We start from the raw sequence: 24,370 nt of genomic DNA, 5'->3' as shown, positions 1-24,370 counted from the left end.
TACCCCATCTATGTACGAAAGCTTGCCTTGCAATTTTAAGCTTATAAAAAAGCCATCTCCTTATTTTATTTCTAAATGGCATTCATTGCAATCATAAATTCCAATATACCGATTATTTTCTTTTAGTAAAAGGGTTTACCTATTAAATTAAAACGCTTACAAATTATTTTTTTATGAAAGCCGGTACAATTAATACCGACTTTCATAAAAGGTTTTACTTCCTTCGTATTACTCAGTTTTTATAACTATAAAATCAAGGTTTTTCAGGAACTTTAACGTCCCCATCAACGATTTTTTGTTTATATTCTTCTACTTTAGCTAAAACATCTTTAGAAATATTGTCTTGATGATCAGAAAGCCCTACAGCATTTTTGTCAAGACCATATTCAATTTTTGTTCCACCAGGGAAATCTCCAGCTTTTGCACGAGTAGCAAGGTCTTCTACAGCAATATCAACACGTTTGATTTCAGATGTAAGAGTTACATTGTAATCTTTGCCATCGTTTGCTGTAACTTTTCCTTCGTCCCATTGGTCACGGTCAACACCGATTACCCAAACAGCACGGCTAGGATCTTTTTTCTTCAAGTTTTTAGCTTCTGCAAAGACACCGTTACCAGTACCACCAGCAGCATGGAAAATTACATCTACTCCACTAGAATACATGGAAGAAGCGATTTGTTGTCCTTTGTCTGCTTTAGCGAAATCGTTTGCATATTGAACATCAATTTGTGCTTTAGGATTAACAGCTTTTACGCCAGCAGTAAAACCAGCTTCAAAACGGTCGATAACTGTTCCTTTTACTCCACCAACAAATCCAACTTTGTTTGTTTTTGTTGTTAAGCCGGCTACAACACCAACTAGGTAAGAACCATCGTTATCTTTAAATCCAATACTTACTACATTATCACGGTCATCAATTGTGTCATCAACAATAGCGAATTGATTTTTAGGTTTTTGTTTAGAAACTTCTTCAATTGCATCTTTCAGTTTGTAACCAATTCCATAAATTAAATCATAATCGCTACGAACAGCAGTGTTTAAGTTTGTTTTGTAGTCTGCTTCAGAAGCTGATTGCAAGTAGTTATAACCATCTGTACCTTTTTTCATGTCGTTAGCTTTACCAAATTTTTGTAAGCCTTCCCATGCTGATTGGTTAAACGAACGGTCATCAACGCCACCAGTATCTGTAACCATTGCTACTGTAAAATCTTTACTGCTCTTATCATCGCCACTTTTTTTATCGTCGCTGCCTGAACCACAAGCACCTAGGATAACGCCAGAAGCAATAATCATTGATAGTGCGAAAGCAAATGTACGCTTTTTCACCTTAAAACCCCTCCCGAGAGATATAATGTTAGTCAGAGCTATCTGTCAAAACAAACATTCAGGCGCGTATTAAAATTATGTATGGTCCCTTTTTCAGAAAACGCACAAAAACATTTAACGTCTTCTCTAACTGTTCTTAATATAACACGGAAAATAAAATAAATAAATAACCAAGTTGATAAATTTTTAATGCAAATGAATTCAGAAAATTCAATCCTGTCTAAATCATTTGTTTTTGAGCAATCCCTTGAAACAAGCGCGTTAACGTGAAAAAGCAAACAATCTAATTTAGTTGCAATACCATTTTATTCCCTTCATAATAAAAATAATGATGAAAGGCGGGATGAAAATGACAAAAATAGGTTTTATTGGTTTTGGAAGTATGGCGACTTTAATTGCATCTAAAATGATTGAAACAAAAACGGCTACTCCAGAGGAAATCATCCTTTATTCCAGCTCCGAAAATAAACATTTTAAAGCGTTTTATGCTAAATATCCTACTACGCAATTAGCTGCTAATGAAGCAGAGGTTTTTACCAAAGCAGAACATAGTTTTATTTGTAAATTACCTCTTGCTGTGTTGCCGCTCATCCAAGATTGCGCTTCTGTTTTAACTCCTGAGCGTCATGTGATTTCTATTGCAGCTGGTGTAAGTACCGTTGACATATTAGATATTTCACCTCAATTACAAGTTAGTAAATTAATACCTTCTATCACAACAAGTGTTGGTGTGGGTACAACTTTGATTGCTCATGCTGACACGGTTTCTCGTTCTAACACTAACTGGTTAGAATCTGCATTTGAACATTTTGGTCATGTGATGACTATCCGAGAAGAAAATATGGATATTGCAAGTGATTTAACAAGCTCTTCTCCTGGTATTATTGCTGCTATATTCGAACAATTTGTAGAAGCCACACTACGTCGATCTACTTTATCTGATGCTGAAGTCTTTCAAATGATTAATTTTTCATTAGCTGGTACTTCTAAACTTTTAGTTGAAGCTGATTATACTTTTAATGGCTTAATTGAGCGAGTTGCTACTAAAGGCGGTATTACTGCTGAAGGAGTCGAACTTAGTCAAAGAGAATTACCTGCATTTTTTGATGAACTCCTCGAGCGAACTCAAGGAAAATACGCCTCAAGCAAAAAAGAAATCGAAGCCCAAAAACGAGATTTATTATCTTAAAAAAAGGTTGCGCATAAAGTCGCAACCTTTTTCATTTATTCATTATCCGGTGTGATTTCCACATTTACACGTCTTGGTTTGCTACCTTCATGAGGTCCGACGACGCCTCTTTGCTCCATTTCATCAATTAATCTTGCTGCCCGGTTATAGCCAATCCGGAATTTTCTTTGCAACATGGATACAGAGGCTGTTTGCATTTCTACAACAAGCTCCACAGCTTCATGATAAAGTTCATCGGTAACTTCGCCTTCCACCTCAGGAATATCATCAGGTATCATTTCTTCCACATACTGCGCCTTTTGTTGTGAGATAACATAATTAACAACATCCTCCACTTCAGCATCGGATAAAAAGGCACCTTGGATGCGAGTTGGCTTGCTAGATCCAACAGGAAGAAGTAACATATCTCCCCGACCTAATAGTTTTTCCGCCCCGCCCATATCTAAAATAGTCCTTGAATCAATAGAACTAGATACAGCAAAAGCGATTCGAGATGGAATATTTGCTTTAATAACTCCTGTAATTACATCCACAGATGGTCGTTGAGTTGCAATAATTAAATGTATTCCAGCTGCACGAGCCATTTGTGCAAGTCGTGTAATAGCATCTTCTACATCATTTGAAGCAACCATCATTAAATCTGCTAATTCATCCACAATTACTACAATAAACGGTAATTCTGGTTGTTTTTCTTCGTTAAGCTCATTTTGTTTTTTTACATAATCATTATAGCCTTGCATATTTCGCGTACCTGTATGTGAAAACAAATCATAACGGCGCTCCATTTCAGCAACTACTTTTTGCAAAGCTTGAGCGGCTTTTTTAGGATTAGTGACAACTGGTGCAAGTAAATGCGGAATACCATTATACACGTTTAACTCTACCATTTTAGGATCTATCATCATCATTTTTACTTCATGTGGTTTAGCACGAAGCAAAATGCTCGTAATGATGCCATTAATACAAACGGATTTCCCACTACCAGTCGCTCCCGCTACAAGCAGATGGGGCATTTTGTCGAGGTTGGCCATCATTGCCTCGCCAGAAATATCTCGACCGAGCGCAATTTGTAATTTTTCATCCGGATTGTTTTTTGGATTATTTTCTAACACCTCACGTAAAGAAACCATTGCTACATTCTGGTTGGCTACTTCAATACCAATAGCAGATTTACCTGGAATCGGCGCTTCAATACGAATGTCCTTTGCAGCTAAAGCAAGAGCAATATCATCACTTAATGAAACAATTTTACTTACTTTGACACCTACAGATGGCTGCACTTCATATTTTGTCACTGCCGGTCCTAGATGTACTTGTGTAATTTTCGCTTTTACTCCAAAGCTTTCAAAAGTATCTTCTAATTTTTTTGCATTGACTTTGATTTGGTCATATTCTTTACTTTGGTCCGTAACTTTGGCTGGTGCTAAAATATCTACTGGTGGTAATTGATAAATTTCATTTTCAAAGGATTCTTGTTGGAACATTTCTAGTTCTTTTTCTTTCACATCTACGTTTTCTTCCAAAGGTGCTTTCTCTTGTTCTACTTTGGAACTAAAATTCGAAATAATTGGTGGCGTTTTTTCTTCTTTGATAGATGTTAGTGGTTGGACTACCTCAATTACTTCGTCTGGCTCTACATCAACCGCTTTTTCAGCTTTCTTTTTATCTCGTTTTGCTTTTACTTCTTTACCTTTTTCTGTTGCTGCTTTACCTTTTGAAAATAAGTAACGAACAAACTCTGTTATTTTTGAGAAAAATTGACGAATAGAAACGCCGGATACAAGTGAAAAACCATAAATAATTAAAAGAATAGCTATAATATTTGTCCCAAGGCGGTCCAGCAAGAAATACGTGACCGAAGTAATAGCGGCACCAATCATCCCCGCGCCAACAAAACTCACTTGATTTGGTCTAAATAAATTTTCTAGTACTAATTTCCATGTACTGGAAACAACAGGCGCATTTGCCCCTAAATGATGAATAATAAAATACATATGTATATATGTTAAAAAGCCTAAAACAATCAGATAAATACCTACTAATCGTTTGCTAAAAAGGCGAGGCATCTTCCTTCTAATAACCATATAACCACCAAGTATAACTATTCCTGCAAGTAAAACATAGCTTAGAAGACCAACAAACATTTCAGCCAGAGCAAAAAAACCTCGACCGATAAAACCTAATTGTAATATTCCGATAAGCCCTATTGCAATGAGCACTATACCTGTTATCTCTATACGAAAAGAAGCAGATTTTTTCTTTTTTGAACGTGTGGACGTTTTCTTTCGTCCAGTCGTTTTTTTCTTTTGTGTCGCCATTTCAAGTCCCACCTATTCCTTTTTTTGCTTGTTTCATTATAGCACATCTATTCATTCTGTAGCTCATACTATAGCCCTATTATACAAACAAATGTTTCCTTTCGTCAAAAAAACCACATATCTCCAGTAAGAGACATATGGTTTCAGCTTTGTTATAGGTGTGGTGTTTTTGTGTTCATCAGCTTTCCACCGCGAACCTCGGACATACTTCCTCCGACGGCCAAAAAGGCATCTGGATCAATCTCATCCAAAATAGCTTTCACTTTTACTTCTTCAAATCTAGAGACGATAACGAAAACTACTTTTCTTACATCGCCAGAATATCCACCAGTTGCATCTAAGTATGTTACACCTTTTCCAAGCTGTTCCATAATTTCTGCACCAATTTCCTCGTAATATCGACTGATAATAAAAGCACTTTTCGATTCATCTACACCTTGAATAACAATATCAATCACTTTATACGCTAGGAAATATGTAATCAAGGAATACATTGCCCGGTCCCAGTTAAACACAAGACCTGCTACGATAAAAATCACAATATTAATAAACATAATTATTTGTCCTGTTGAAAATGGTGTACGCCCGTTGATAATAATAGAAATAATTTCTGTCCCATCAAGCGCTCCACCGTTTCGAATAACAAGACCGACTCCAAGTCCAAGCGTCATTCCACCAAATACAGTGGCAAGTAACAAGTCATCAGTCACCGGTTTCATATCATGTAAAACCAGGGTGACAATCGACATAACTGCAATACCGTATAAAGTAAATAGCGCAAAAACTTTTCCGATTTTCCGGTAACCAATAATGAAAAAAGGAATATTAAGAACAAAAGTTAAAACCCCAAGTGGTAACGGCGTTAATTGGGAAATAATAATGGAAATACCAACAACTCCACCATCTAAAATTCGGTTATTAACTAGGAAAAGTTCCAATCCAACCCCCATTAGAATTGCACCAAAGGTAATCATTAAAAATTTATAGACAAACCATTTCAATCTTTTCCTACGTTCTTGTTTTACTTTTTTCAAAGCTAGTTCTTCCATAAACGATTCATTTATTTGCACATAGCTCACGCCCATTCCTTACTTCATTCTTTATTTTAGGCGATGAAAACAAGATCTGTTTTCACCAACAAAATTTTCACTTCATATTTAATAAGTATACCATAGCTGTTTTGTACTTGTACATATAGTTAATAATAAGAAGCATTTATTTTACAGTTCGCCTACTTGCCAGTCTTCAGTTGCTATAGTATAGTATTAATGCGCAAACTTGTGGAGAATTCTCTCGCACATGAAATACATTTTGAAGGGTGATAAGATTATGAGTGACTATCAAGTGTTGTTATATTACAAATACACAACGATTGATGATCCAGAAACTTTTGCAAAAGAGCATCTTGCAGCTTGCAAAGAAATGGAATTAAAAGGCCGAATTTTGGTGGCATCTGAGGGGATTAACGGCACCGTTTCGGGAACAGTAGAAGCAACAAACAAATATATGGATTATATGGCAAATGACGCTCGCTTCGCTGATATGGTATTTAAAATTGACGCGGCTGACTCTCATGCTTTTAAAAAAATGCATGTCAGACCTCGTGCTGAAATTGTTAGCTTAAGTTTAGAAGAAGATGTAAATCCACTAGAAGTTACTGGAACTTATTTAGAACCAACTGAGTTTCGTGAGGCACTTTTGGATGAAGACACGGTGATTTTAGATGCTCGAAACGATTATGAATTTGATATTGGTCATTTCCGCGGGGCAGTTCGTCCGGATATTCAAAACTTCCGTGAATTACCTGGCTGGATTGAAGAGAATCGTGATCAACTAGCTGACAAAAAAATCGTCACTTATTGTACTGGTGGGATTCGCTGTGAAAAATTTTCCGGCTGGTTAAAAACTGCTGGCTTTGAAGATGTAAGTCAACTTCACGGAGGAATTGCAACATACGGCAAAAACGAAGAAACTAAGGGTGAGCTCTGGGACGGCCAAATGTATGTTTTTGATGAAAGAATCGCTGTGCCAATTAACCAAGTAAATCCTACTATTGTTGGAAAAGATTACTTCGATGGTACGCCATGCGAACGTTATATCAATTGCGCGAACCCATATTGTAATAAGCAAATCTTGGCTTCTATCGAAAATGAAGAAAAGTATTTGCGTAGCTGTTCACATGAGTGTCGTGTGCACCCAGCAAATCTTTATACAAAAGAACTATCTAAAGAAGAATTTACTGAACGCCTTCAAGCAATTAGTGAAACTTCACCAGAAATGGTTCAATAAATAAAAAACCAGCTTTGCTAAAAAGTGAAGTGCGCCCTCAAAGTTAGATTTTTGGTCTAAGTTTGGGAATGCACTTCATAGCAGCTGGTTTTTATTTTCTATTCGCAAGTTGTACCAAATCAATTCCTCTTACATTTCCCCACTCAGCAAGTTTCCCGTTTACAATTAAAGAAGTTTCTTTTAATTCGGCAATATTTTTTGCATCAGCAAGGACGAATAAGCCACGTAGTTGTTCTTTCCATAGTTCAAGTTTTTCGATGGTATTTGATACGCCATCTTTTTTTAATGAATAAATAATTTGTCCGGCCATGCCAACACTATCCGCTCCGAGCGCCAAAGATTTGACAATGTCTAGCGGATTTCTAATGCCTCCAGATGCTAAATAAGCAATCTTAGGAGCATCTATGTGTTGCATATCTATTAATGATTGCCCCGTTGAAATACCCCAATCGAGTAAAAAATCATAAGCTTGGTCGCGGCGACGATCGTTTTCAATTTGAGCAAAATTGGTTCCGCCTTTTCCAGCCAAATCTACTGTTTCGACCCCAACTTCTCTTAGTGTCTTTACAGTCTCTCTCGTCATTCCAAAGCCAACTTCTTTTACAATAATTGGTACTGGTGAGCGTTTTACATACTCCTCTATTCTTGCTAACCAATGACTAAAAGAGCGGTCGCCTTCTTGCATAACTAATTCTTGTGCCGGATTAATATGAATCTGCAGTGCATTTGCTTCTAACATTTCAATCGCACGAAGTCCGTCTTGAACAGCCACTTCAGGACTAACATTGGCCATAATTATACCACTTGGGTTCACTTCTCTAACAATTTGGTATGTATCCATAAGGGAACTGTTTTTTAGAGCTGCAGACTGAGAACCGACGGCCATCGGGATAGCTACTTCGCGCGCTATTTCAGCAAGGTCGGCGTTGATTTTCTTCGTATGTCGACTTCCCCCTGTCATCGCATTAATATAAAATGGAAGAGAAACATTTACGCCAAAAATGGTCGTAGTCAAATCAATATCTTTCACATTATAACGCGGAATAGAAGTCCCAATCAGCTGAATATCATCTAAACTAGATGGCGCTAATTGTTCATTTTGTTTCACTCCAAGAGCAACATGTTCATCTTTCCGTCGTTCTCTTAATAAGTCATCATTCTTCTGCATGTAGTAATCCTCCAAAAAATCGCTAATTTCTATATCGTCTTAAGAAAAAGTTAACACATGTTTAAAAATGGTTTCTTTTTCTTCAGGTGTCGGTTGATATACTTCCCCGTTTAAAAATAAAATAAGTCCATGAAAAGTTTGAATATCATCTTCACAATCCTCGCAATATTCCACTTCTTCTTCGTTCCAAGCCGCTAACAAACAATCTTTTTTTGTTTGATGGTTAGGATAATTTTGCATTAATTCTTCTGCTAATTCTTGGTATTTCGCAAAAGCTGCCTCTTTTTCTGCAAAAAAGTAATCAGCTTGAATTGAAGTTTCCCATTCCTCGAAAAACCACCAAGGCTCATATTCTCCTTTGGTTAGATAGACATTCCATTTTGTCATATCAAAAAACTCCCTACACTAAATATAATACTCATATTATAGCATAAGGTTTGTTGAATTACTGGAATGCAAATTTTTGAAAGTATTGTCAAAAAAAGATACACTAGTAGTAAGGAAAAATAAAAGGAGTTGGTTTCGTCATGGCTAGGGATACAGCGATTTTAAGAGTAACTGGATTTGTACAAGGAGTCGGATTTCGTTACACAACAAAACATGTCGCTTACAAATATGATGTTAGTGGAACTGTGAAAAATTTAGACGATGGTTCTGTTGAAATTCACGCAATTGCTGAAGAAGAAAATCTAAATAAATTTATCGATGCCATAAAAAAAGGGCCTTCACCAGGATGCCGTATTGAGCATGTTTATATCTATAAGGGAGCTCCTGTAGAAGATCGAAAAACATTTGATATTGTTTACTAAAATTATAAAAATAGTGGTTGTGCTATAGCTCTTTTTGCATTATAGTTAATGAGTACTTAAACCTTGAAAGGAGCGACTGCGTGGCATGATTTCCATTTTGCAACTTTTACTTGAACCAGAATTCATTTCACTCACAGTGACGTTTTTATTAATGTTGACGATATTTAGTTATTGGTCGGCAATTACATTATTAAAACCGAAAATGGTGCTACCCGCTGACGCTATCTGCTTAAAGCCAGTAAAGATAACACTTCGAGCACATTTTTATAGATCCTCGCCAAATTTTATTATTAATTGGCTAGCTATAACTATGAAATGTAGCGCCATTACTGATGATGAAGACAGTTTTTCATTTTCCAACATATGAAGTTATTATTTTACTATTTAGGAGGAAAATGAAACATTGAAAAAGAAAAATATGATTTTAATTAGCGTTTTACTTGGTGCACTACTACTACTTTCAGGATGTAGTTTGGACCCGTCTCAAAATACAGATGGTTTTTTTAGTACTTATCTAATCCAACCATTTACTAGTTTTATTATGTTTGTTGCATCGTTTGTTGGAGATAACTACGGAGTTGCGATTATAATTACCACTTTGCTAATCCGGGCATTAATTATGCCGCTAAACTTACGAACTGCCAAAGCTCAAATGGGCATGCAATCCAAAATGGCTGTTGCCAAACCAGAAATTGATGAAATTCAGGCTCGTTTAAAACGGGCAACATCCAAAGAAGAACAAGCAACTATTCAAAAAGAAATGATGACTGTATATTCGAAGTATAATATTAATCCGCTGCAAATGGGTTGTTTACCATTACTTATCCAAATGCCAATTTTGATGGCTTTCTATTACGCCATTCGCGGATCATCCGAAATTGCTAGTCATACATTCCTATGGTTTAATCTAGGAGAATCAGATATGGTTCTGGCAATCATTGCCGGTTTGGTTTACTTAGCTCAATATTTTGTTTCCATGATTGGCTATTCCCCTGAACAAAAGAAACAAATGAAAATTATTGGGTTAATGTCACCTATTATGATTTTATTCGTATCATTTACAGCTCCATCTGCGCTTGCGCTATACTGGGCAGTTGGTGGACTTTTCTTAGCTGGTCAAACATTACTAACGAAAAAACTTTATATGAATAAACATCCAGAAATTAAAGTAATGGAGCAAGAAGAAAAAGAATTTGAGCAAATTGTCGATGAACAAAATAAAGAAAAATAAAAGAAACCGCAACCTCTTCACAAGGTTGCGGTTTTTCTATTTGGATTTTGGATCAATATAAGGAAGTGTAATTTTGATAGTTGTGCCTTTATCTGGCTCACTAACCGCATTTATTGTTCCTAAATATCCTTCCACTAATTGTTTGGCGATGGCAAGTCCAAGACCATTTCCGCCTTTTTCACGGCTTCTAGCTTTGTCTACTCGGTAAAAACGATTAAAGATTTTATCAATTTCTTCCTGCGAAATACCTTCACCGTAATCACGCACATCAATGTGAATTTGTTTTTGCTCTTTATAAACATGTAAATCCACTTCTGTTCCATCGCCTGAATATTTCACCGCATTATCCATAATAATAATTAAAATTTGTTCCAAATGATTATGTTGAATAAGCGCTCGAAGGTCCGTATCATCTTCTTTTAATTTAAAGGTAAAGTGTTCATACATTACTTCAAAGTTGCGTCTTACTTGTTCCACTATTGCATTGACATCAGTAATCTGTAATTCTTTTGTTTGCGAAATTTGTTCAGCTCTTGATAAATCGAGCATTTCTTGAACTAGTTTTTTCATTCGTTCTAATTCTGTTAAAGAAGCATTAAGTGATTCATCAAGCACTGCCGGATCATCTTTGCCCCAACGAGTTAGAAGTTTTAAATGCCCTTCCATAATTTGGACCGGCGTCCGTAATTCATGCGATGCATCTTCAACAAATTGTTTTTGTTGCTCAAAACTAGTTTCAATTCGTGTCATCATATCATTGAAAACGACTGTTAATTCACCAATTTCATCTCTAGAGTTTGTTTTCGTTTCAATTCTTTTTTGGAAACCATTTTTACGGATATCATTCATGGTTCGTGCCAAACGAGTAAGTGGATTTAAGAAATTTTGTGCCAGCAAATAGCCAAGCATTCCACTAATTAACAGCGCCACTGCTCCAAGTAAAATCATGGTAACAAGTAAACGATCCATCATTCGATTATAAGAAGTTAGCGGATTGACGACTTGTGCATAACCAATCACTGTTGTATTATCGTCAGAAACTATTGGCATTTGTGCTGTCATCATTTTCTGACCATCAATTGTCGGCTTATTCATAATAAACTTGTCGGTCCCACTAACAAAATACTGTGAAAAATCTATACTCGTAATATCTTGATTTCTAGAAAAATAATATTTATTAATAAAATGGCCATCTTTATCGTATAGATTAATTACTTGATCTTGCAGTTTTCGATTTACTGTTTTGTCATTATTAAATAAATATTTAATTTCCTCATTGTCGCTTAAATCCTGATTAGTCAATGTACTTGTTGTAGCTAGAAGCAACTCTTTTACTTCTGGTTCTTCTTCATTTAGCAACATTTGCCCAATCCCTTGGTAAATCGCATAGGAAAATAAGAAAAAGGTTAGAAAAATGGCTGCACTAGCTCCAAAAGTCCATTTGAATTTCAAAGAACGACTTTTTAAGGAGAATGGGCTAGTTGTCATGTACGCATCACATACCCAGTCCCGCGAACAGTTTGGATATAACTCTCTTCGTCAGGATGATCAATTTTATTACGTAAATAACGTACATAAACGTCAACTACATTTGTTTCCACTTCGGTTTCGTAGCCCCACACTTTATTGAGTAACACTTCTCGAGTAAGAACAATATTTACATTTTCCATTAGTGTGAGTAACAGTTCATACTCTCGTTTGGTTAAATCAATAATTTCTTCATCGCGTTTGACAATCCGGTTTTCTTTTTCCACAATAAGATTTCGATATTGAAGTGTAGTTTGTTTAGCAGATTGCTCTGCATTTTCAACTCGGCGTAGTAGCGAACGAAGACGCGCAAGTAATTCTTCAATGGCAAAAGGTTTAACAATATAATCATCTGCCCCATGATCAAGTCCTGATACACGGTCAATAACAGAATCTCGTGCAGTTATCATAATAATAGGCGTTTGTTTTACTTGGCGCACTCGACGACAAACTTCTACACCATTTAAATGCGGCAACATTAAATCAAGTAAAATTGCATCCCACTCTTCATTTAAAGCGAGTTCGAGTCCAGCGCGTCCATCATTAGCAACAGCTGTTTCATAATTTTCATGTTGTAATTCTAATTCAATAAAGCGTGCTAAGTTTTTTTCATCTTCAACGATTAATATTCTATTCATTAGACCTAACCCTCTCTTTCGATCATTACACTATATTCCTATTACTATTGTAACGAACTTTCCCTCAAAAACAACTAATAACAACGTATAATTAGATATTTTCTGCATTTTTTACCACTTTACCATGATTTACTAATTTAAATCTCATATAAAAAAGCATTCACTCCGAAAAAGTGAATGCCTTTTTAATAACTCAATCTTCTACTTGTGGCCATTCTGTATGGAATACGCCAGGTTTGTCGACTCTCTCATACGTATGCGCACCAAAGTAATCGCGTTGTGCTTGAATTAGATTTGCAGATAATACTTCAGAACGATAGCTGTCGTAGTAGCTGATTGCTGCAGTGAATGTAGGTACTGGAATTCCAGCTTTTACAGCTTCTGCAACAACTGTACGAAGATCTCCTTGGTAGTTATGTGCAATATCTTTGAAATATGGATCGAGTAATAAGTTTTTAAGATTTTTATCTTGGTTATAAGCGTCCGTAATTTTTTGTAAGAAACGAGCACGAATAATACAACCAGCACGGAAAATTTTCGCAATTTCACCGTATTGTAAGTCCCAATCATACTCTTCACTAGCAGCTCTCATTTGAGCAAAACCTTGTGCATAAGATGCTATTTTGCTGAAATAAAGTGCGCGACGAACAGATTCAACAAATGCTTTTTTATCACCGTCAAAGTGATAGCTAGATGGACCATGTAAAACAGTGCTTGCATACACACGTTCTTCTTTTAATGCAGAGATGTAACGTGCAAATACAGATTCTGTAATTAAGGAAAGTGGCACACCAAGGTCAAGTGCACTTTGGCTTGTCCATTTACCAGTACCTTTTTGTCCAGCTTTATCAAGAATAACATCAACAATAGGTTTACCTGTTTCTTCATCTTTTACTTTTAAGATATTTTTAGTGATTTCGATTAGATAGCTATCAAGTTCACCGTTATTCCACTCTTCAAATACGTCTGCAAGTTCATCATGGCTTAATCCACCAATTTCTTTCAAAATAGTGTAAGCTTCTGCAATCAATTGCATATCACCGTATTCGATACCATTGTGGACCATTTTAACATAATGTCCGGCACCATCTGGACCAATATAAGTCACACACGGTTCTCCGTCTGCTACTGCAGCAATTTCACGTAAAATAGGGGCTACAAGGTCGTATGCCTTGCGTTGACCACCTGGCATGATGGAAGGTCCTTTAAGAGCGCCTTCTTCCCCACCAGATACACCAGTACCGATAAAGTTAAATCCTTCTTCACTTAGTTCTTTATTACGACGAATTGTATCTTTAAAGAATGCATTACCACCATCGATTAAAATATCGCCTTCATTTAAGAAAGGTTTAACTGCTTCAATCATCATATCGGTAGCATCGCCAGCTTTTACCATAATAAGGATACGGCGAGGCACTTCAAGAGATTCGACAAATTCCTCTAAACTATAAGTTGGTACTAATTTCTTATCCGCATTTTCTTCCATAACCGCTTTCGTTTTTTCAGTAGAACGGTTAAAGATAGATACTGTATGACCACGACTTTCAATGTTTAGAGCCAAGTTACGACCCATAACGCCCATTCCTATAACGCCAATTTCTTGTTTTGCCATTTTGCACTTCTTCCTTTCCGGTTTATTAAGGCAGAAAAATCTGTCTTACTTCAACATGACACATAAAAGTATCAACATCATTTACTATATCAAAGAATTGCTTCTTGGACAATGAATCAATCCGAATTATTTGACTTTTTTTCGTTATTTTAGCTTTCTTAATAAGATTTTTTCATTTTTAGCTGATTCGGATAAATCAATGATGAGTTGTGTAAGCTTTTCTAACTGACTTACGGCAATAGATTCTCCTTCTGTATGCGCATTCTTATATCCTGCTGATAATAGCATTGTAGGTATTCCTTTTTCATTAAGAACATTCGCATCTGAACCGCCATCAATAAAAATTTCATTTGTTGGCAAAGCTTGTTTTTTGGCTGCTTTTCGGAAAATATTTACTAATGGGTGTTTTGGATCAATATGATAACCTTCATAAATAAGACGAGTATCATCTGTTAAAGAAGCACCATATTTTTCACATGTTTCGTTAAACTGCTCTCTTATGGCTTGAATATGCAATAATGCTTTTCTAAAACTAGCAGCTGATGTAAAAAGAATATCTAATTGCGCATCTTGGTAATTTTCATCATTGATGCCACCAGAAAAAGATTCGACTTCCCATTTGTTTTCTCGATCAATTCGTCCTGGACGGGTTGCATGGAGAGCCATTCTAGCGACAGAAATTGGTGACATTTGTGAAGAATCTGAACTAGCAATTGCAAAATTAACCGCTACTAAAGTGTTAGATTGCAATTGATAATTACCAACATCAAATGGAGCATCTAAACAATATCCATATGCCGCAGTAATTTTTTCTTCAGGAAATAAACGCATTCCCATCATACCCAGTTCTTCTTTCGTCGTAAAAATAAACTCAATTATACCATGAACACTCTTTTCTTCATTAAAATAATCGATGCTCGCTAACATTGCCGCTACTGCTGCTTTATCATCTGCTCCTAATGAGGTTCCATTTTTCGAAGTAATGTGATCATGATCAATTTGAAAAACTGGAGCAGAAGCATTTGGGTGTGTATCCACATGGCTACAGAAAAAAATGGTTGGAAATTTTTCAGCAGTTGCTGGTAATCGAGCAATTAATCCGTAATTTTCATCTAAACTATAAGCGATATTTGCTTGCGTTAAATGTTTTTTAATGTACATTAATACTGCTTTTTCTTTTCCAGAAACAGACGGTATTTGGATTAAGTCCGTAAAGTAATTTTTTACATTTGATTTCATCTTATTTTCACCTATATTCTTCCTTTTACTTAAAAAAATTAAAAAATCACTTGAAATTTACTCTAATAATAAGTAAGATGGAGATAACTGAAATGCTTTATGAGAGGAGTTTTCTTCCGCAATGACTAATAAAAAAGTAGTTCGCGTTGTCGTTATCTTAATGCTAATCGCGATTGTATTATCCAGCGTTTTAACCGGGGTATTAATGTTTTTATAGATATCCGATGTCTGAGCCAATATGGTTCAGACTTTTTTATTTTTTTCCTCAAAAAAAGAGCAGTACCCGAAAGTACTACCCAAGACATCTAGGGAGTTTAGGGGTATGGATCTAGATGTACTAAACAATACCCGCTAAAACTAGATTAAAACATCTTTAATATAACGCTGTGTTATCTTTAGAGATTTTTTCGACAGCAGATTTAATTGCTTGTAAAAATTTCCCAGCGAGTAAACCGTCTAAAATACGGTGATCGATGGATAAACAAAGATTTACCATATCACGAACAGCGATCATATCATCCACAATTACTGGCCGTTTTACAATTGATTCTACTTGAAGAATAGCTGCTTGTGGGTGATTAATAATTCCCATTGATTGCACAGAGCCAAAGGAACCAGTACTATTCACAGTGAATGTACCACCTTCCATGTCTGCTTGGCTAAGTTTGCCACTCCGAGCTTTCTCAGCAAGTTCACTTATTTCACGAGCAATCCCTTTAATAGATTTCTCATCTGCATTTTTAATAACCGGAACATATAATAAATCGCCAGCTGCAATAGCAATTGAAATATTGATATTTGCATGCTCAATGATTTTATCGCCTGCCCAAGTACTATTTAATTGCGGAAATTCTTTTAAGGCTTGCGCAACTGCTTTTATGAAAAACGCGAAATAAGTTAAGGAATAACCTTCCTCTTTTTTGAAAGTATCTTTTACTGCATTACGATAGCGCACTAGACCAGTAGCATCAACTTCCACCATCATCCATGCGTGCGGAATTTCTTGTTTGCTGACGCTCATATGTTTCGCAATTGCTTTTCTTACGCCATTTATTGGAATTTCTTTGTCACCAGCTGCAGAACGAATAGGCGCAGGAGTTGCAGTTTTTTCTTGTGTCACATTCTTTGGTTCTGATTTAGTAGTTACTGGCCCATTTTCTATTACTTGAAGTAAATCTTTTCTAGTAATTCGGCCACCTTTACCAGTGCCTTCTACAGTGGATAAGTCTATATTGTTTTCGCCAGCAATTCGTAGTACAGCTGGGGAAAATCTTCCACTAGCCGGTGCTTCTGCTAATTTCACTTGTTTAGTTTCTTTTTTTTCATCGTTTTTTGTTTCTGGTTGTTTTTCTTCATCGGCTGGTTCTGAACCGCCAGACTCTGCTGTTTCGATGGTGCAGATAACTTCGCCTACTTCTAATGTTTCATCTTCTTCTGCTAAAATTTCTTTAATTGTTCCGCTAAAAGAAGACGGAATTTCAGCTGTTACTTTGTCGGTTAGCACTTCTGCAATTGCATCATATTTTTCTACTGTATCGCCTGGTTTAACTAACCACGAACTAATGGTTCCTTCTGTTACACTTTCCCCTAATTTGGGCATGGTGATTTTTTCAACTGCCACGGGTCTTCACTCCTTTAATTTAAAACGGGTCTAAAATTCCGCTAATTCTTTCATTGCATCCGCCACTTTATCAGGATTAATCATGAAATGTTTTTCCATCGTTGGCGCAAAAGGCATCGCTGGGGTATCAGGACCTGCAAGTCTTGCAATTGGTGCATCTAAATCGAATAAACAGTGCTCTGAAATAATTGCCGCTACTTCACTAATGATGCTACCTTGTTTATTGTCTTCTGTTACAAGAAGTACCTTACCTGTTTTTTTCGTTGCTTCGATAATTGCTTCTTGATCTAATGGGTAAATCGTCCGTAAATCAAGAATATGAGCTTCTACACCCTCAGCAGCTAAGCGTTCTGCTGCTTGTTGGGCAAATTGAACAGCAAGTCCGTAAGTAATTACTGTAATATCGTCGCCTTCACGAACAACATTTGCCTCGCCAATAGGAACGATATAATCCGTTTCTGGCACTTCGCCTTTTAGTAAACGATAAGCACGTTTATGTTCAAAGAAAAGTACTGGGTCGTTATCGCGAATCGCTGCTTTTAAAAGTCCTTTTGCATCATATGGAGAAGAAGGCACAACGATTTTCAAACCAGGTTGTCCAAAGAAAACTTTTTCGACCGACTGAGAATGATAAAGCGCCCCGTGAACCCCGCCGCCAAAAGGTGCGCGAATAACTAACGGGCATGACCAATCATTGTTCGAACGGTAACGAATTCTGGAAGCTTCTGAAATAATTTGGTTTACAGCTGGCATAATAAAGTCAGCAAACTGCATTTCTGCAACTGGACGATAACCATACATCGCCGCTCCAATTCCGACTCCGGCAATCGCGGATTCAGCAAGTGGTGTATCGAGAACTCGGTCTTCACCAAACTCATCATATAAACCAGCAGTCGCTTTAAATACACCGCCTTTTTTCCCAACATCTTCCCCTAAAATAAATACTTTATCATCGCGCTCCATTTCTTCTTTAAGCGCCATTGTTATTGCATCAATATATGAAATGACTGGCATTCAAATTCCCTCCTAATCAGCTATTCGCTTCTTCATCATATACATAAAGTAAAGATGATTCTGGTTCAGCGTATGCTGCACTTTCCGCATAATCAGTTGCTTCATTAACTTCTTTAGCAATATTTTTTTCAATTTCAGCGATTTTTTCTTCTGTTAAATAACCTTCTTCTAGCAATTCTCTTTGGAAGATTTTCAGTGGATCTTTTACTTTCGCTTCATCTACTTCTTCTCTAGAACGATAACTACTATCGTCATCATCTGAGGAGTGCGGTGTAAAGCGATAAGAAACGGTTTCAATTAGTGTGGGCCCTTCGCCGTTTCGTGCACGATCTGCTGCGCGTTTAAAGGCTCCATATACTTCACTCATATTTGTACCATCCACGCGTTCACCAGGAATACCATAACCAATTGCTCGGTCTGATAGTTTTTCTGCTGCATACTGCTTGGATGCTGGTACTGAAATAGCGTACTTATTGTTGTGGATGACGAAAACAACTGGCAACTTATGTACAGATGCGAAGTTGATTCCTTCATGGAAATCTCCTTGGTTAGAAGACCCTTCACCTGTAGAAGCATAAATCGCAATTTTATCCCCAGCCATTTTTGCTGCAAGACCAATCCCTGCTGCATGCGGAAATTGTGTTGTTACAGGTGAACTTTGAGTGACGATACGATTTGATTTTTGACCAAAATGAGCTGGCATTTGACGTCCGCCAGAGTTTGGATCTTCCGCTTTAGCAAAGGCTGATAGCATAATATCTTTCGCCGTCATCCCAAACGATAACACAACTGCCAAATCACGATAATACGGTAATGCATAATCTTTATCTAAATCAAAGGCAAATGCAGCACCAATTTGTGCGGTTTCTTGTCCTTGCCCAGAAATGGTGAAAGGGATTTTCCCTGAACGGTTTAACAACCACATCCGCTCATCAAGTCTTCTTGCCATTAACATTGTTTCATACATTTTAATTAATTTATCTTCTGTTAAACCTGCTTCTTTTAAAGTCATTTTAGTTCCTCCTTTAAAGCTGTATTAACCATGAATCGCGTTACCATCCACAGCAAGGGCAGCTTCTCTAAAACTTTCTGCTAAAGTTGGGTGCGGGTGAATCGTATTACCTACTTCCCACGGGGTTGCATTTAAAACTTGTGCTAAAGCGGCTTCGCTAATCATGTCCGTTACATGCGGTCCAATCATACTCACACCAAGGATATCATCTGTTTTTTTATCTGCAATAATTTTGATAAAACCATCAGATTCACCGTAAACGAGCGCTTTTCCAATACCACGGAAGAAGAATTTACCTTTTTTAACGTCGTGACCGCGTTCTTTTGCTTGTTCTTCTGTGATACCGACACTTGCGATTTCAGTGGAAGTATAAATACAGCGCGGAACTAAGTCATAATCAAGTTTTTCAGTAGCTTTTCCAGCAATATGGTTGGCGGCAATTGTTCCTTCTTCCATCGCTACATGAGCAAGTTGAATTGTTGGAATACAGTCACCAATCGCATAGATGTGACTTTCTTTTGTTTGGTAAAAATCATTTACTTGGATAAAGCCATTTTCAGTCGCGATATCCGTGTTTTGTAGGCCAATATTTTCGGTATTAGCTGAACGCCCCACAGATACAAGAATTTTATCTGCTGAGAAAGTCTGCTCTTCGCCTTTAATAATTGCTTTAATTTCTACACCATTATTTGTTTTTTTATAGCTAGCTGCTTGAACTTCAGCAGATGTGTGCATTGTTAAATTTTTCTTTTTATAGAGTCTTGCTAGTTCTTTGGCTACTTCTTTATCTTCTGTTGGCAAAATCCGATCCGCATATTCAAGTACAGTAACTTCAACCCCAAAATCATGCAACATCGAAGCCCACTCCATTCCAATAACCCCACCACCAACGATAAGAATTGATTTTGGTAAAGTTTCTAGATTGAGCGCACCATCAGATGATAAAACATTTTCTTCATCAATGGTCAAACCGTTTAATGTGCGAGGTTTCGAACCAGTCGCAATAATTAAATTTTTAGGGATTAGCATTTCATTTTCGGAACCATCTTCTAGTTCAACTGAAACAGTCCCTGCTGTTGGAGAAAAGATGGATGGCCCTAGAATAGTTCCCGTCCCAACGAACAAATCAATTTTGCCTTGTTTGAATAATTGATGAATACCTTTTTCTAATTGATCTACTATTTGTTGTTTTCTTTCTTGTGCTTGCAAAAAGTTGATTCCTGCATTTCCTTCTACAGAAACACCAAATTCACTCGCTTTTTTCACCGTTTGTAAAACCTCAGCAGAACGTAGCAAAGCTTTAGTTGGGATACATCCTCGGTGAAGACATGTCCCGCCAACTTTACCTTTTTCTACTACGGCTACTTTTTGGCCATTCTTAGCTGCTTGGATTGCTGCGACGTAACCGCCAGTTCCTCCGCCAAGAACAACTACATCATATTCTGTTGCCACATTATCTCCTCCTCTAGTACAATTTTTCTTTTTCAAGTCCAGCGAGCACACGTTGTACACCGCTATTTAAGGCTTCCAGTTCATCTTCTCCAGGTTCTATAATCACACTGGCAATCCAGTTTGTTTGTTCGATAATTTTACTTGTGAAAAGGTCACTTCTAGCAAGTCCGCCAGTTAAAATAATAGCATCAATTTTGCCATGTAATACAGTAGAACAGGCACCGATTTCTTTACTAACTTGATAAGCCATTGCATCAAAAGCTTGTATCGCTTTTTCATCTCCTGCTTTTACTTTAGCTTCTACCTCTAACATGCTATTAGTTCCTAAGTAAGAAATCATTCCACCACGACCAATAATCAAATCATGTAGTTCACGTTTATTCCACTTCCCACTAAAACACGCTTCTAAAAAATCATTCATAGGAAGAGAACCAGATCGTTCAGGGCTAAATGGACCATCTCCATCTAAGGCATTATTGACGTCCACTGCTTTACCTTGTCTATGTGCAGCAACCGAAATACCTCCGCCAAGATGCGCAATAACAAAATTCAGCTTCTCATAATCTGAGCCTAACTTTTTTGCAATCTTTCTTCCTGCTGCTTTATGGTTTAAAGCGTGGAAAATACTTTTTCTTGCAATGAGTTCGTTTCCAGAAAATCTTGCAATTGGTAGCATTTCATCCACTACAACTGGATCAACGATAAAACTAGGAATATCTAGTGTATCTGCCAGTTTTTTTGCAAGCATGGCTCCAAGGTTGGAAGCATGTTCGCCGTATTTATTTGTTTTTAAATCAGCTAACATCTTTTCAGTAACCATATATGTACCACCAGCAACTGGTCGAAGAAGTCCACCTCGTCCAACTACTGCATCTAAATTATTCACATCATAACCAAACGCATCAATCACTCGTCGCAATACTTGCCATCTAAAATCAAATTGTTCCTGTACATTGTTAAAGTCGGCGAATTCTTGCATCGTGTGTCTGACTGTTTCTTCAAAAAGTACTTTATCACCTTGGTAAACGGCGAGTTTTGTAGATGTGGAACCAGGATTTATTGTCAAAACATCAAAAGACATTTGATTTCCTCCAAATTTAATTGTGAAAAATGCTTTAGGTTATCATTTTCCCAAGGACTATTGTAACACGTAGGCTGTAATCAAATAAAAGCCTTTGCATTCAGATTGTTAAAGTCCGTCTATTCACATTATTTCATCATTTCCCAACCATTCTAACAGTTAGGATAAAAGAAGCTAATTTGTTTTCTGGCGTATCATTTCTGGAAGATATAACAATCGGTACTTTTGCTCCGACGATGGCACTACCAACTCTAGCTCCCGCAAAGTACACGAGTGATTTATAGAGTACATTTCCAGTTTCAATATTAGGTGCGATTAAAATATCCGCATCACCTGCCGCCTTATTTTTGATACCTTTATGCAGTGCTGCCTCTTTTGAAATAGCTACATCAAGAGCAAGCGGTCCTGCTATATCAATTTCCCCTTCGAAATGCATTGCTACTTCATTAGCTTCAACAGTGGACGGCATTTTTTCGGTCACTTCTTCTACTGCACTAAGCAATGCCACTTTTGGATTAGTTATGCCAATTTTTGTAGCAACATGCACCGCATTTTCTGTGATAGCTATTTTTTCTTTTGTTGTTGGAGCAACATTCATTGCACAATCCGTTAATAATAATGGTTTATGATAGCTTGGAATATCGAAAATAGCTATTTGACTTAATAATTGTCCTGTTCTTAGCTCATTTTCCTTTTTTAAGACATGATGCATTAATGTAGCAGTGGGAATAAAACCTTTAACCAGAATGTCTGCTTCTTTATTTTTCACAGCTAAAATGGCGCCTTGTGCTGCTTCTTCTGCCGTATCAGCTTGGATCCAAGTAACCCGATCATTTGAAGTTAATGTCAAATCTTCTTTTTTTCCAAATAAGAGAAATTTACCTAATTTTTGTTTTAGTGCTAAACGAATAGTTTCTAAAACGACTTCATCATCTGCACCAGCTACTGCAAAAACATATGAGCTCGTTTCTGATACATCTGTGAAAAACCTGTTTTTTATCATAAAAAATAACTCCTTTTTCGCACAAAAAAGCCGCATTTCGAATTAGTAGTTGTTTTTATGACCAGGTAATAATTTCTACCTTATTCATTTTAAGCAAAAACTATTCGATATGCAAGCAATTTCGTTTTTTTAATAAGTTTGTTTTACTTTTTCTGCTTGTTGAATCATTTCTTTCGCATGTTGTTTTGTTAAATCAGTCACTTCAATTCCTGCAATCATTCGGCTAATTTCTTCCACTTTTTCATCGCCTTTTAGAATTGTTACTGAAGTGGTTGTACGTTTATTTTGCACTTTTTTTGTGATGTAGTAATGATGGTTTGCCATAGCAGCCACTTGAGGTAAATGACTGATACAAAGAACTTGCGAGCCAACTGAGACGGCATAGATTTTTTCCGCAATAGCTTGCCCTACACGGCCACTTACACCCGTATCCACTTCATCAAAAATGATGGATGTAATTCCTTGATGTCTAGAAAAAATAGTTTTTAGCGCCAACATCATACGTGAAAGTTCACCGCCTGAAGCGATTTTTGCGAGAGGTTTTAATGGTTCTCCAGGATTGGTTGACATGTAGAAAACCACATTATCTTGTCCAGATTCTGTCAACTCTGTTTTATTGGATTCAAATCGGACACTAAAAATAGCTTTTTCCATATAAAGTTGATTTAATTCTTGTTTAATTTGTTTTTCTAATGTAGCCGCGGCTTTCTTACGGATATCCGTTAACGCACTTGCTTGTTTTGTAAGCTCGGTTTTTAATGTGGCCATTTTTGTTTCTAAATGACCCACATGTGACTCACTATTAGTTAATTTTTCCATTTCTCTGCTGATTTCTTGCTCGTACTGGATGATATCTTCAATAGTTTTGCCATACTTCCGCTTCAATTGATTTAAGTCATTCAAGCGCGATTCAATCTGATTGAGTTCGTCTGGTTGGAATTCAAGCTGATCAAGCGATTGTCTAATTTGGCTCATGCTATCTTCTAACATATAGTAACTGGAGGAAATCGCTTCACTAACCGCTTTATAATCCGTATGAATACTCGCGGCTGTCTCCATTTGGCGCATTGCTTCCCCAATGAATTCAAGTCCGCCGGGTTCTCCTTGGATAGCCGTGTATGCACCTTGTAAGTTTTCATTCAACTTTTCAAAATTAGCTAAAATATTTTTTTGCTCTAATAAACGATCTTCTTCCCCTGCTTGTAAATTAGCGTTTTCGATTTCTTGCTGTTGAAAACGCAGCATATCTAGTCGCTGTGCAAGTTCTCGCTCGTTTTTTGTCCAGTTTTGCCACTCTCTTACAATCGTTTGAAATTCTTTGAAATTAGTTTGGTATTTCGTCAATGCAGGTTTAATTTTGTCTGAAGCAAAACGATCTAGTAGTGACAAATGAAATTCCTCATTCATTAATTCTTGATGCTCATGTTGACTATGGATATCAATTAATTTAGAACCAATTTGACGAAGCAGAACAGTAGTAACAAGTTTACCATTAATACGGCAACTATTTTTACCGGAACGAAATAAGCTCCGTTCAAAAACGACCATATTATCTGAAGCATCAATTCCATTTTCCAAAAGAGCATTACGGCAAGCAAAATTATCCTCTGCTAACGCAAAAAGGCCTTGAAGTTCTAGGCGTTCCTCACCGTGACGAATAAAGTCAGTGGAACCACGTCCGCCAACAAGAAGACCAAGCGCATCAATAATAATTGATTTACCTGCGCCGGTCTCCCCCGTTAATACTGTCATCCCTTCTTGAAAAGTTAAAGAGAGTGATTCGATGATAGCAAAGTTTTTAATTGTCATTTCTTGAAGCAAAATCCTTCACCTCCAACAA

At 36.9% G+C, this 24,370-nt stretch carries 22 protein-coding genes; 6 read left to right on the top strand and 16 right to left on the bottom strand.

From position 1 onward, the window contains the following. Positions 1 to 253: 253 nt before the first annotated feature. Entirely contained in the window at positions 254 to 1,327 is a 1,074-nt protein-coding gene (locus LWE_RS07075) for a BMP family lipoprotein (RefSeq protein WP_011702200.1), read from the bottom strand. 349 nt (positions 1,328 to 1,676) lie between these two features. Here LWE_RS07075 and proG point away from each other — a divergent pair, with 349 nt between their 5' ends. Next, positions 1,677 to 2,516: a pyrroline-5-carboxylate reductase ProG gene (gene proG, locus LWE_RS07070; protein WP_011702199.1), complete on the top strand. Its 840-nt coding sequence runs from the start codon at positions 1,677 to 1,679 to the stop codon at positions 2,514 to 2,516. Positions 2,517 to 2,551: 35 nt separating this feature from the next. Here the strand turns inward: proG and LWE_RS07065 are convergent, their stop codons facing one another. Continuing rightward, positions 2,552 to 4,834 carry an FtsK/SpoIIIE family DNA translocase gene (locus LWE_RS07065; RefSeq protein ID WP_011702198.1) on the bottom strand — a complete coding sequence of 761 codons (2,283 nt, stop codon included), beginning with the start codon at positions 4,832 to 4,834 and terminating at the stop codon, positions 2,552 to 2,554. A gap of 152 nt (positions 4,835 to 4,986) precedes the next feature. Beyond that, positions 4,987 to 5,913: a YitT family protein gene (locus tag LWE_RS07060; RefSeq protein ID WP_011702197.1), complete on the bottom strand. Its 927-nt coding sequence runs from the start codon at positions 5,911 to 5,913 to the stop codon at positions 4,987 to 4,989. Between the two features lie 250 nt (positions 5,914 to 6,163). On the opposite strand from LWE_RS07060, the gene trhO reads away from it, so the two are divergent. Then, a complete protein-coding gene (gene trhO, locus LWE_RS07055) occupies positions 6,164 to 7,123 on the top strand; it encodes an oxygen-dependent tRNA uridine(34) hydroxylase TrhO (RefSeq protein WP_011702196.1) in 960 nt (319 codons plus the stop codon). Positions 7,124 to 7,214: 91 nt separating this feature from the next. On the opposite strand, the gene fni is transcribed toward trhO, so the two are convergent. Both fni and LWE_RS07045 read right to left on the bottom strand, forming a co-directional pair. Further along, positions 7,215 to 8,291: a type 2 isopentenyl-diphosphate Delta-isomerase gene (gene fni / locus LWE_RS07050; RefSeq protein WP_011702195.1), complete on the bottom strand. Its 1,077-nt coding sequence runs from the start codon at positions 8,289 to 8,291 to the stop codon at positions 7,215 to 7,217. 39 nt (positions 8,292 to 8,330) lie between these two features. Next, on the bottom strand, positions 8,331 to 8,678 hold the full coding sequence (locus LWE_RS07045) for a DUF1033 family protein (protein WP_011702194.1): 348 nt from the start codon (positions 8,676 to 8,678) through the stop codon (positions 8,331 to 8,333). Positions 8,679 to 8,818: 140 nt separating this feature from the next. Between LWE_RS07045 and LWE_RS07040 the strand changes: the two genes are divergently transcribed. From LWE_RS07040 to LWE_RS07030, 3 genes are all read left to right on the top strand, one after another. Continuing rightward, entirely contained in the window at positions 8,819 to 9,100 is a 282-nt protein-coding gene (locus tag LWE_RS07040) for an acylphosphatase (RefSeq protein WP_011702193.1), read from the top strand. Positions 9,101 to 9,185: 85 nt separating this feature from the next. Further along, positions 9,186 to 9,467: a hypothetical protein gene (locus LWE_RS07035; protein ID WP_041176344.1), complete on the top strand. Its 282-nt coding sequence runs from the start codon at positions 9,186 to 9,188 to the stop codon at positions 9,465 to 9,467. Between the two features lie 36 nt (positions 9,468 to 9,503). After that, positions 9,504 to 10,331 carry a membrane protein insertase YidC gene (locus tag LWE_RS07030; RefSeq protein WP_011702191.1) on the top strand — a complete coding sequence of 276 codons (828 nt, stop codon included), beginning with the start codon at positions 9,504 to 9,506 and terminating at the stop codon, positions 10,329 to 10,331. 36 nt (positions 10,332 to 10,367) lie between these two features. Here the strand turns inward: LWE_RS07030 and LWE_RS07025 are convergent, their stop codons facing one another. From LWE_RS07025 to LWE_RS07010, 4 genes are all read right to left on the bottom strand, one after another. Then, positions 10,368 to 11,819 (bottom strand): HAMP domain-containing sensor histidine kinase, encoded by a 1,452-nt coding sequence (locus tag LWE_RS07025; protein ID WP_011702190.1) that lies wholly within the window; start codon positions 11,817 to 11,819, stop codon positions 10,368 to 10,370. Continuing rightward, complete coding sequence (locus LWE_RS07020) at positions 11,816 to 12,496, bottom strand: response regulator transcription factor (protein ID WP_003719652.1); 681 nt, start codon at positions 12,494 to 12,496, stop codon at positions 11,816 to 11,818. The genes LWE_RS07025 and LWE_RS07020 overlap by 4 nt, the downstream gene beginning before the upstream one ends. 193 nt (positions 12,497 to 12,689) lie before the next feature. Further along, positions 12,690 to 14,108: an NADP-dependent phosphogluconate dehydrogenase gene (gndA, locus tag LWE_RS07015; RefSeq protein WP_011702189.1), complete on the bottom strand. Its 1,419-nt coding sequence runs from the start codon at positions 14,106 to 14,108 to the stop codon at positions 12,690 to 12,692. A gap of 144 nt (positions 14,109 to 14,252) precedes the next feature. Continuing rightward, positions 14,253 to 15,347, bottom strand: coding sequence for a M20/M25/M40 family metallo-hydrolase (locus tag LWE_RS07010; RefSeq protein WP_011702188.1), 1,095 nt, complete (start codon positions 15,345 to 15,347; stop codon positions 14,253 to 14,255). Between the two features lie 121 nt (positions 15,348 to 15,468). On the opposite strand from LWE_RS07010, the gene prli42 reads away from it, so the two are divergent. Further along, on the top strand, positions 15,469 to 15,564 hold the full coding sequence (gene prli42 / locus LWE_RS14575) for a stressosome-associated protein Prli42 (protein WP_003722501.1): 96 nt from the start codon (positions 15,469 to 15,471) through the stop codon (positions 15,562 to 15,564). Positions 15,565 to 15,720: 156 nt separating this feature from the next. On the opposite strand, the gene LWE_RS07005 is transcribed toward prli42, so the two are convergent. The 7 genes from LWE_RS07005 to recN all read right to left on the bottom strand — a co-directional run bounded on the left by LWE_RS07005 (position 15,721) and on the right by recN (position 24,351). Next, complete coding sequence (locus tag LWE_RS07005; RefSeq protein ID WP_011702187.1) at positions 15,721 to 16,968, bottom strand: dihydrolipoamide acetyltransferase family protein; 1,248 nt, start codon at positions 16,966 to 16,968, stop codon at positions 15,721 to 15,723. Positions 16,969 to 16,998: 30 nt separating this feature from the next. Then, entirely contained in the window at positions 16,999 to 17,982 is a 984-nt protein-coding gene (locus tag LWE_RS07000; protein ID WP_011702186.1) for an alpha-ketoacid dehydrogenase subunit beta, read from the bottom strand. A gap of 16 nt (positions 17,983 to 17,998) precedes the next feature. Continuing rightward, entirely contained in the window at positions 17,999 to 18,994 is a 996-nt protein-coding gene (locus LWE_RS06995) for a thiamine pyrophosphate-dependent dehydrogenase E1 component subunit alpha (RefSeq protein ID WP_011702185.1), read from the bottom strand. A gap of 24 nt (positions 18,995 to 19,018) precedes the next feature. After that, positions 19,019 to 20,446 (bottom strand): dihydrolipoyl dehydrogenase, encoded by a 1,428-nt coding sequence (lpdA, locus tag LWE_RS06990; RefSeq protein ID WP_011702184.1) that lies wholly within the window; start codon positions 20,444 to 20,446, stop codon positions 19,019 to 19,021. Positions 20,447 to 20,459: 13 nt separating this feature from the next. Next, entirely contained in the window at positions 20,460 to 21,527 is a 1,068-nt protein-coding gene (gene buk / locus LWE_RS06985) for a butyrate kinase (RefSeq protein WP_011702183.1), read from the bottom strand. Between the two features lie 136 nt (positions 21,528 to 21,663). Continuing rightward, the gene (locus tag LWE_RS06980; protein WP_011702182.1) at positions 21,664 to 22,530 is read right to left on the bottom strand and encodes a phosphate acyltransferase; all 867 of its coding nucleotides are present in this window, start codon (positions 22,528 to 22,530) and stop codon (positions 21,664 to 21,666) included. A gap of 129 nt (positions 22,531 to 22,659) precedes the next feature. Then, complete coding sequence (gene recN, locus LWE_RS06975) at positions 22,660 to 24,351, bottom strand: DNA repair protein RecN (protein WP_011702181.1); 1,692 nt, start codon at positions 24,349 to 24,351, stop codon at positions 22,660 to 22,662. Positions 24,352 to 24,370: the final 19 nt, after the last annotated feature.

Source organism: Listeria welshimeri serovar 6b str. SLCC5334 (assembly GCF_000060285.1).
Lineage (GTDB): Bacteria > Bacillota > Bacilli > Lactobacillales > Listeriaceae > Listeria > Listeria welshimeri.
This window is presented reverse-complemented; position numbering and strand designations above follow the sequence as displayed.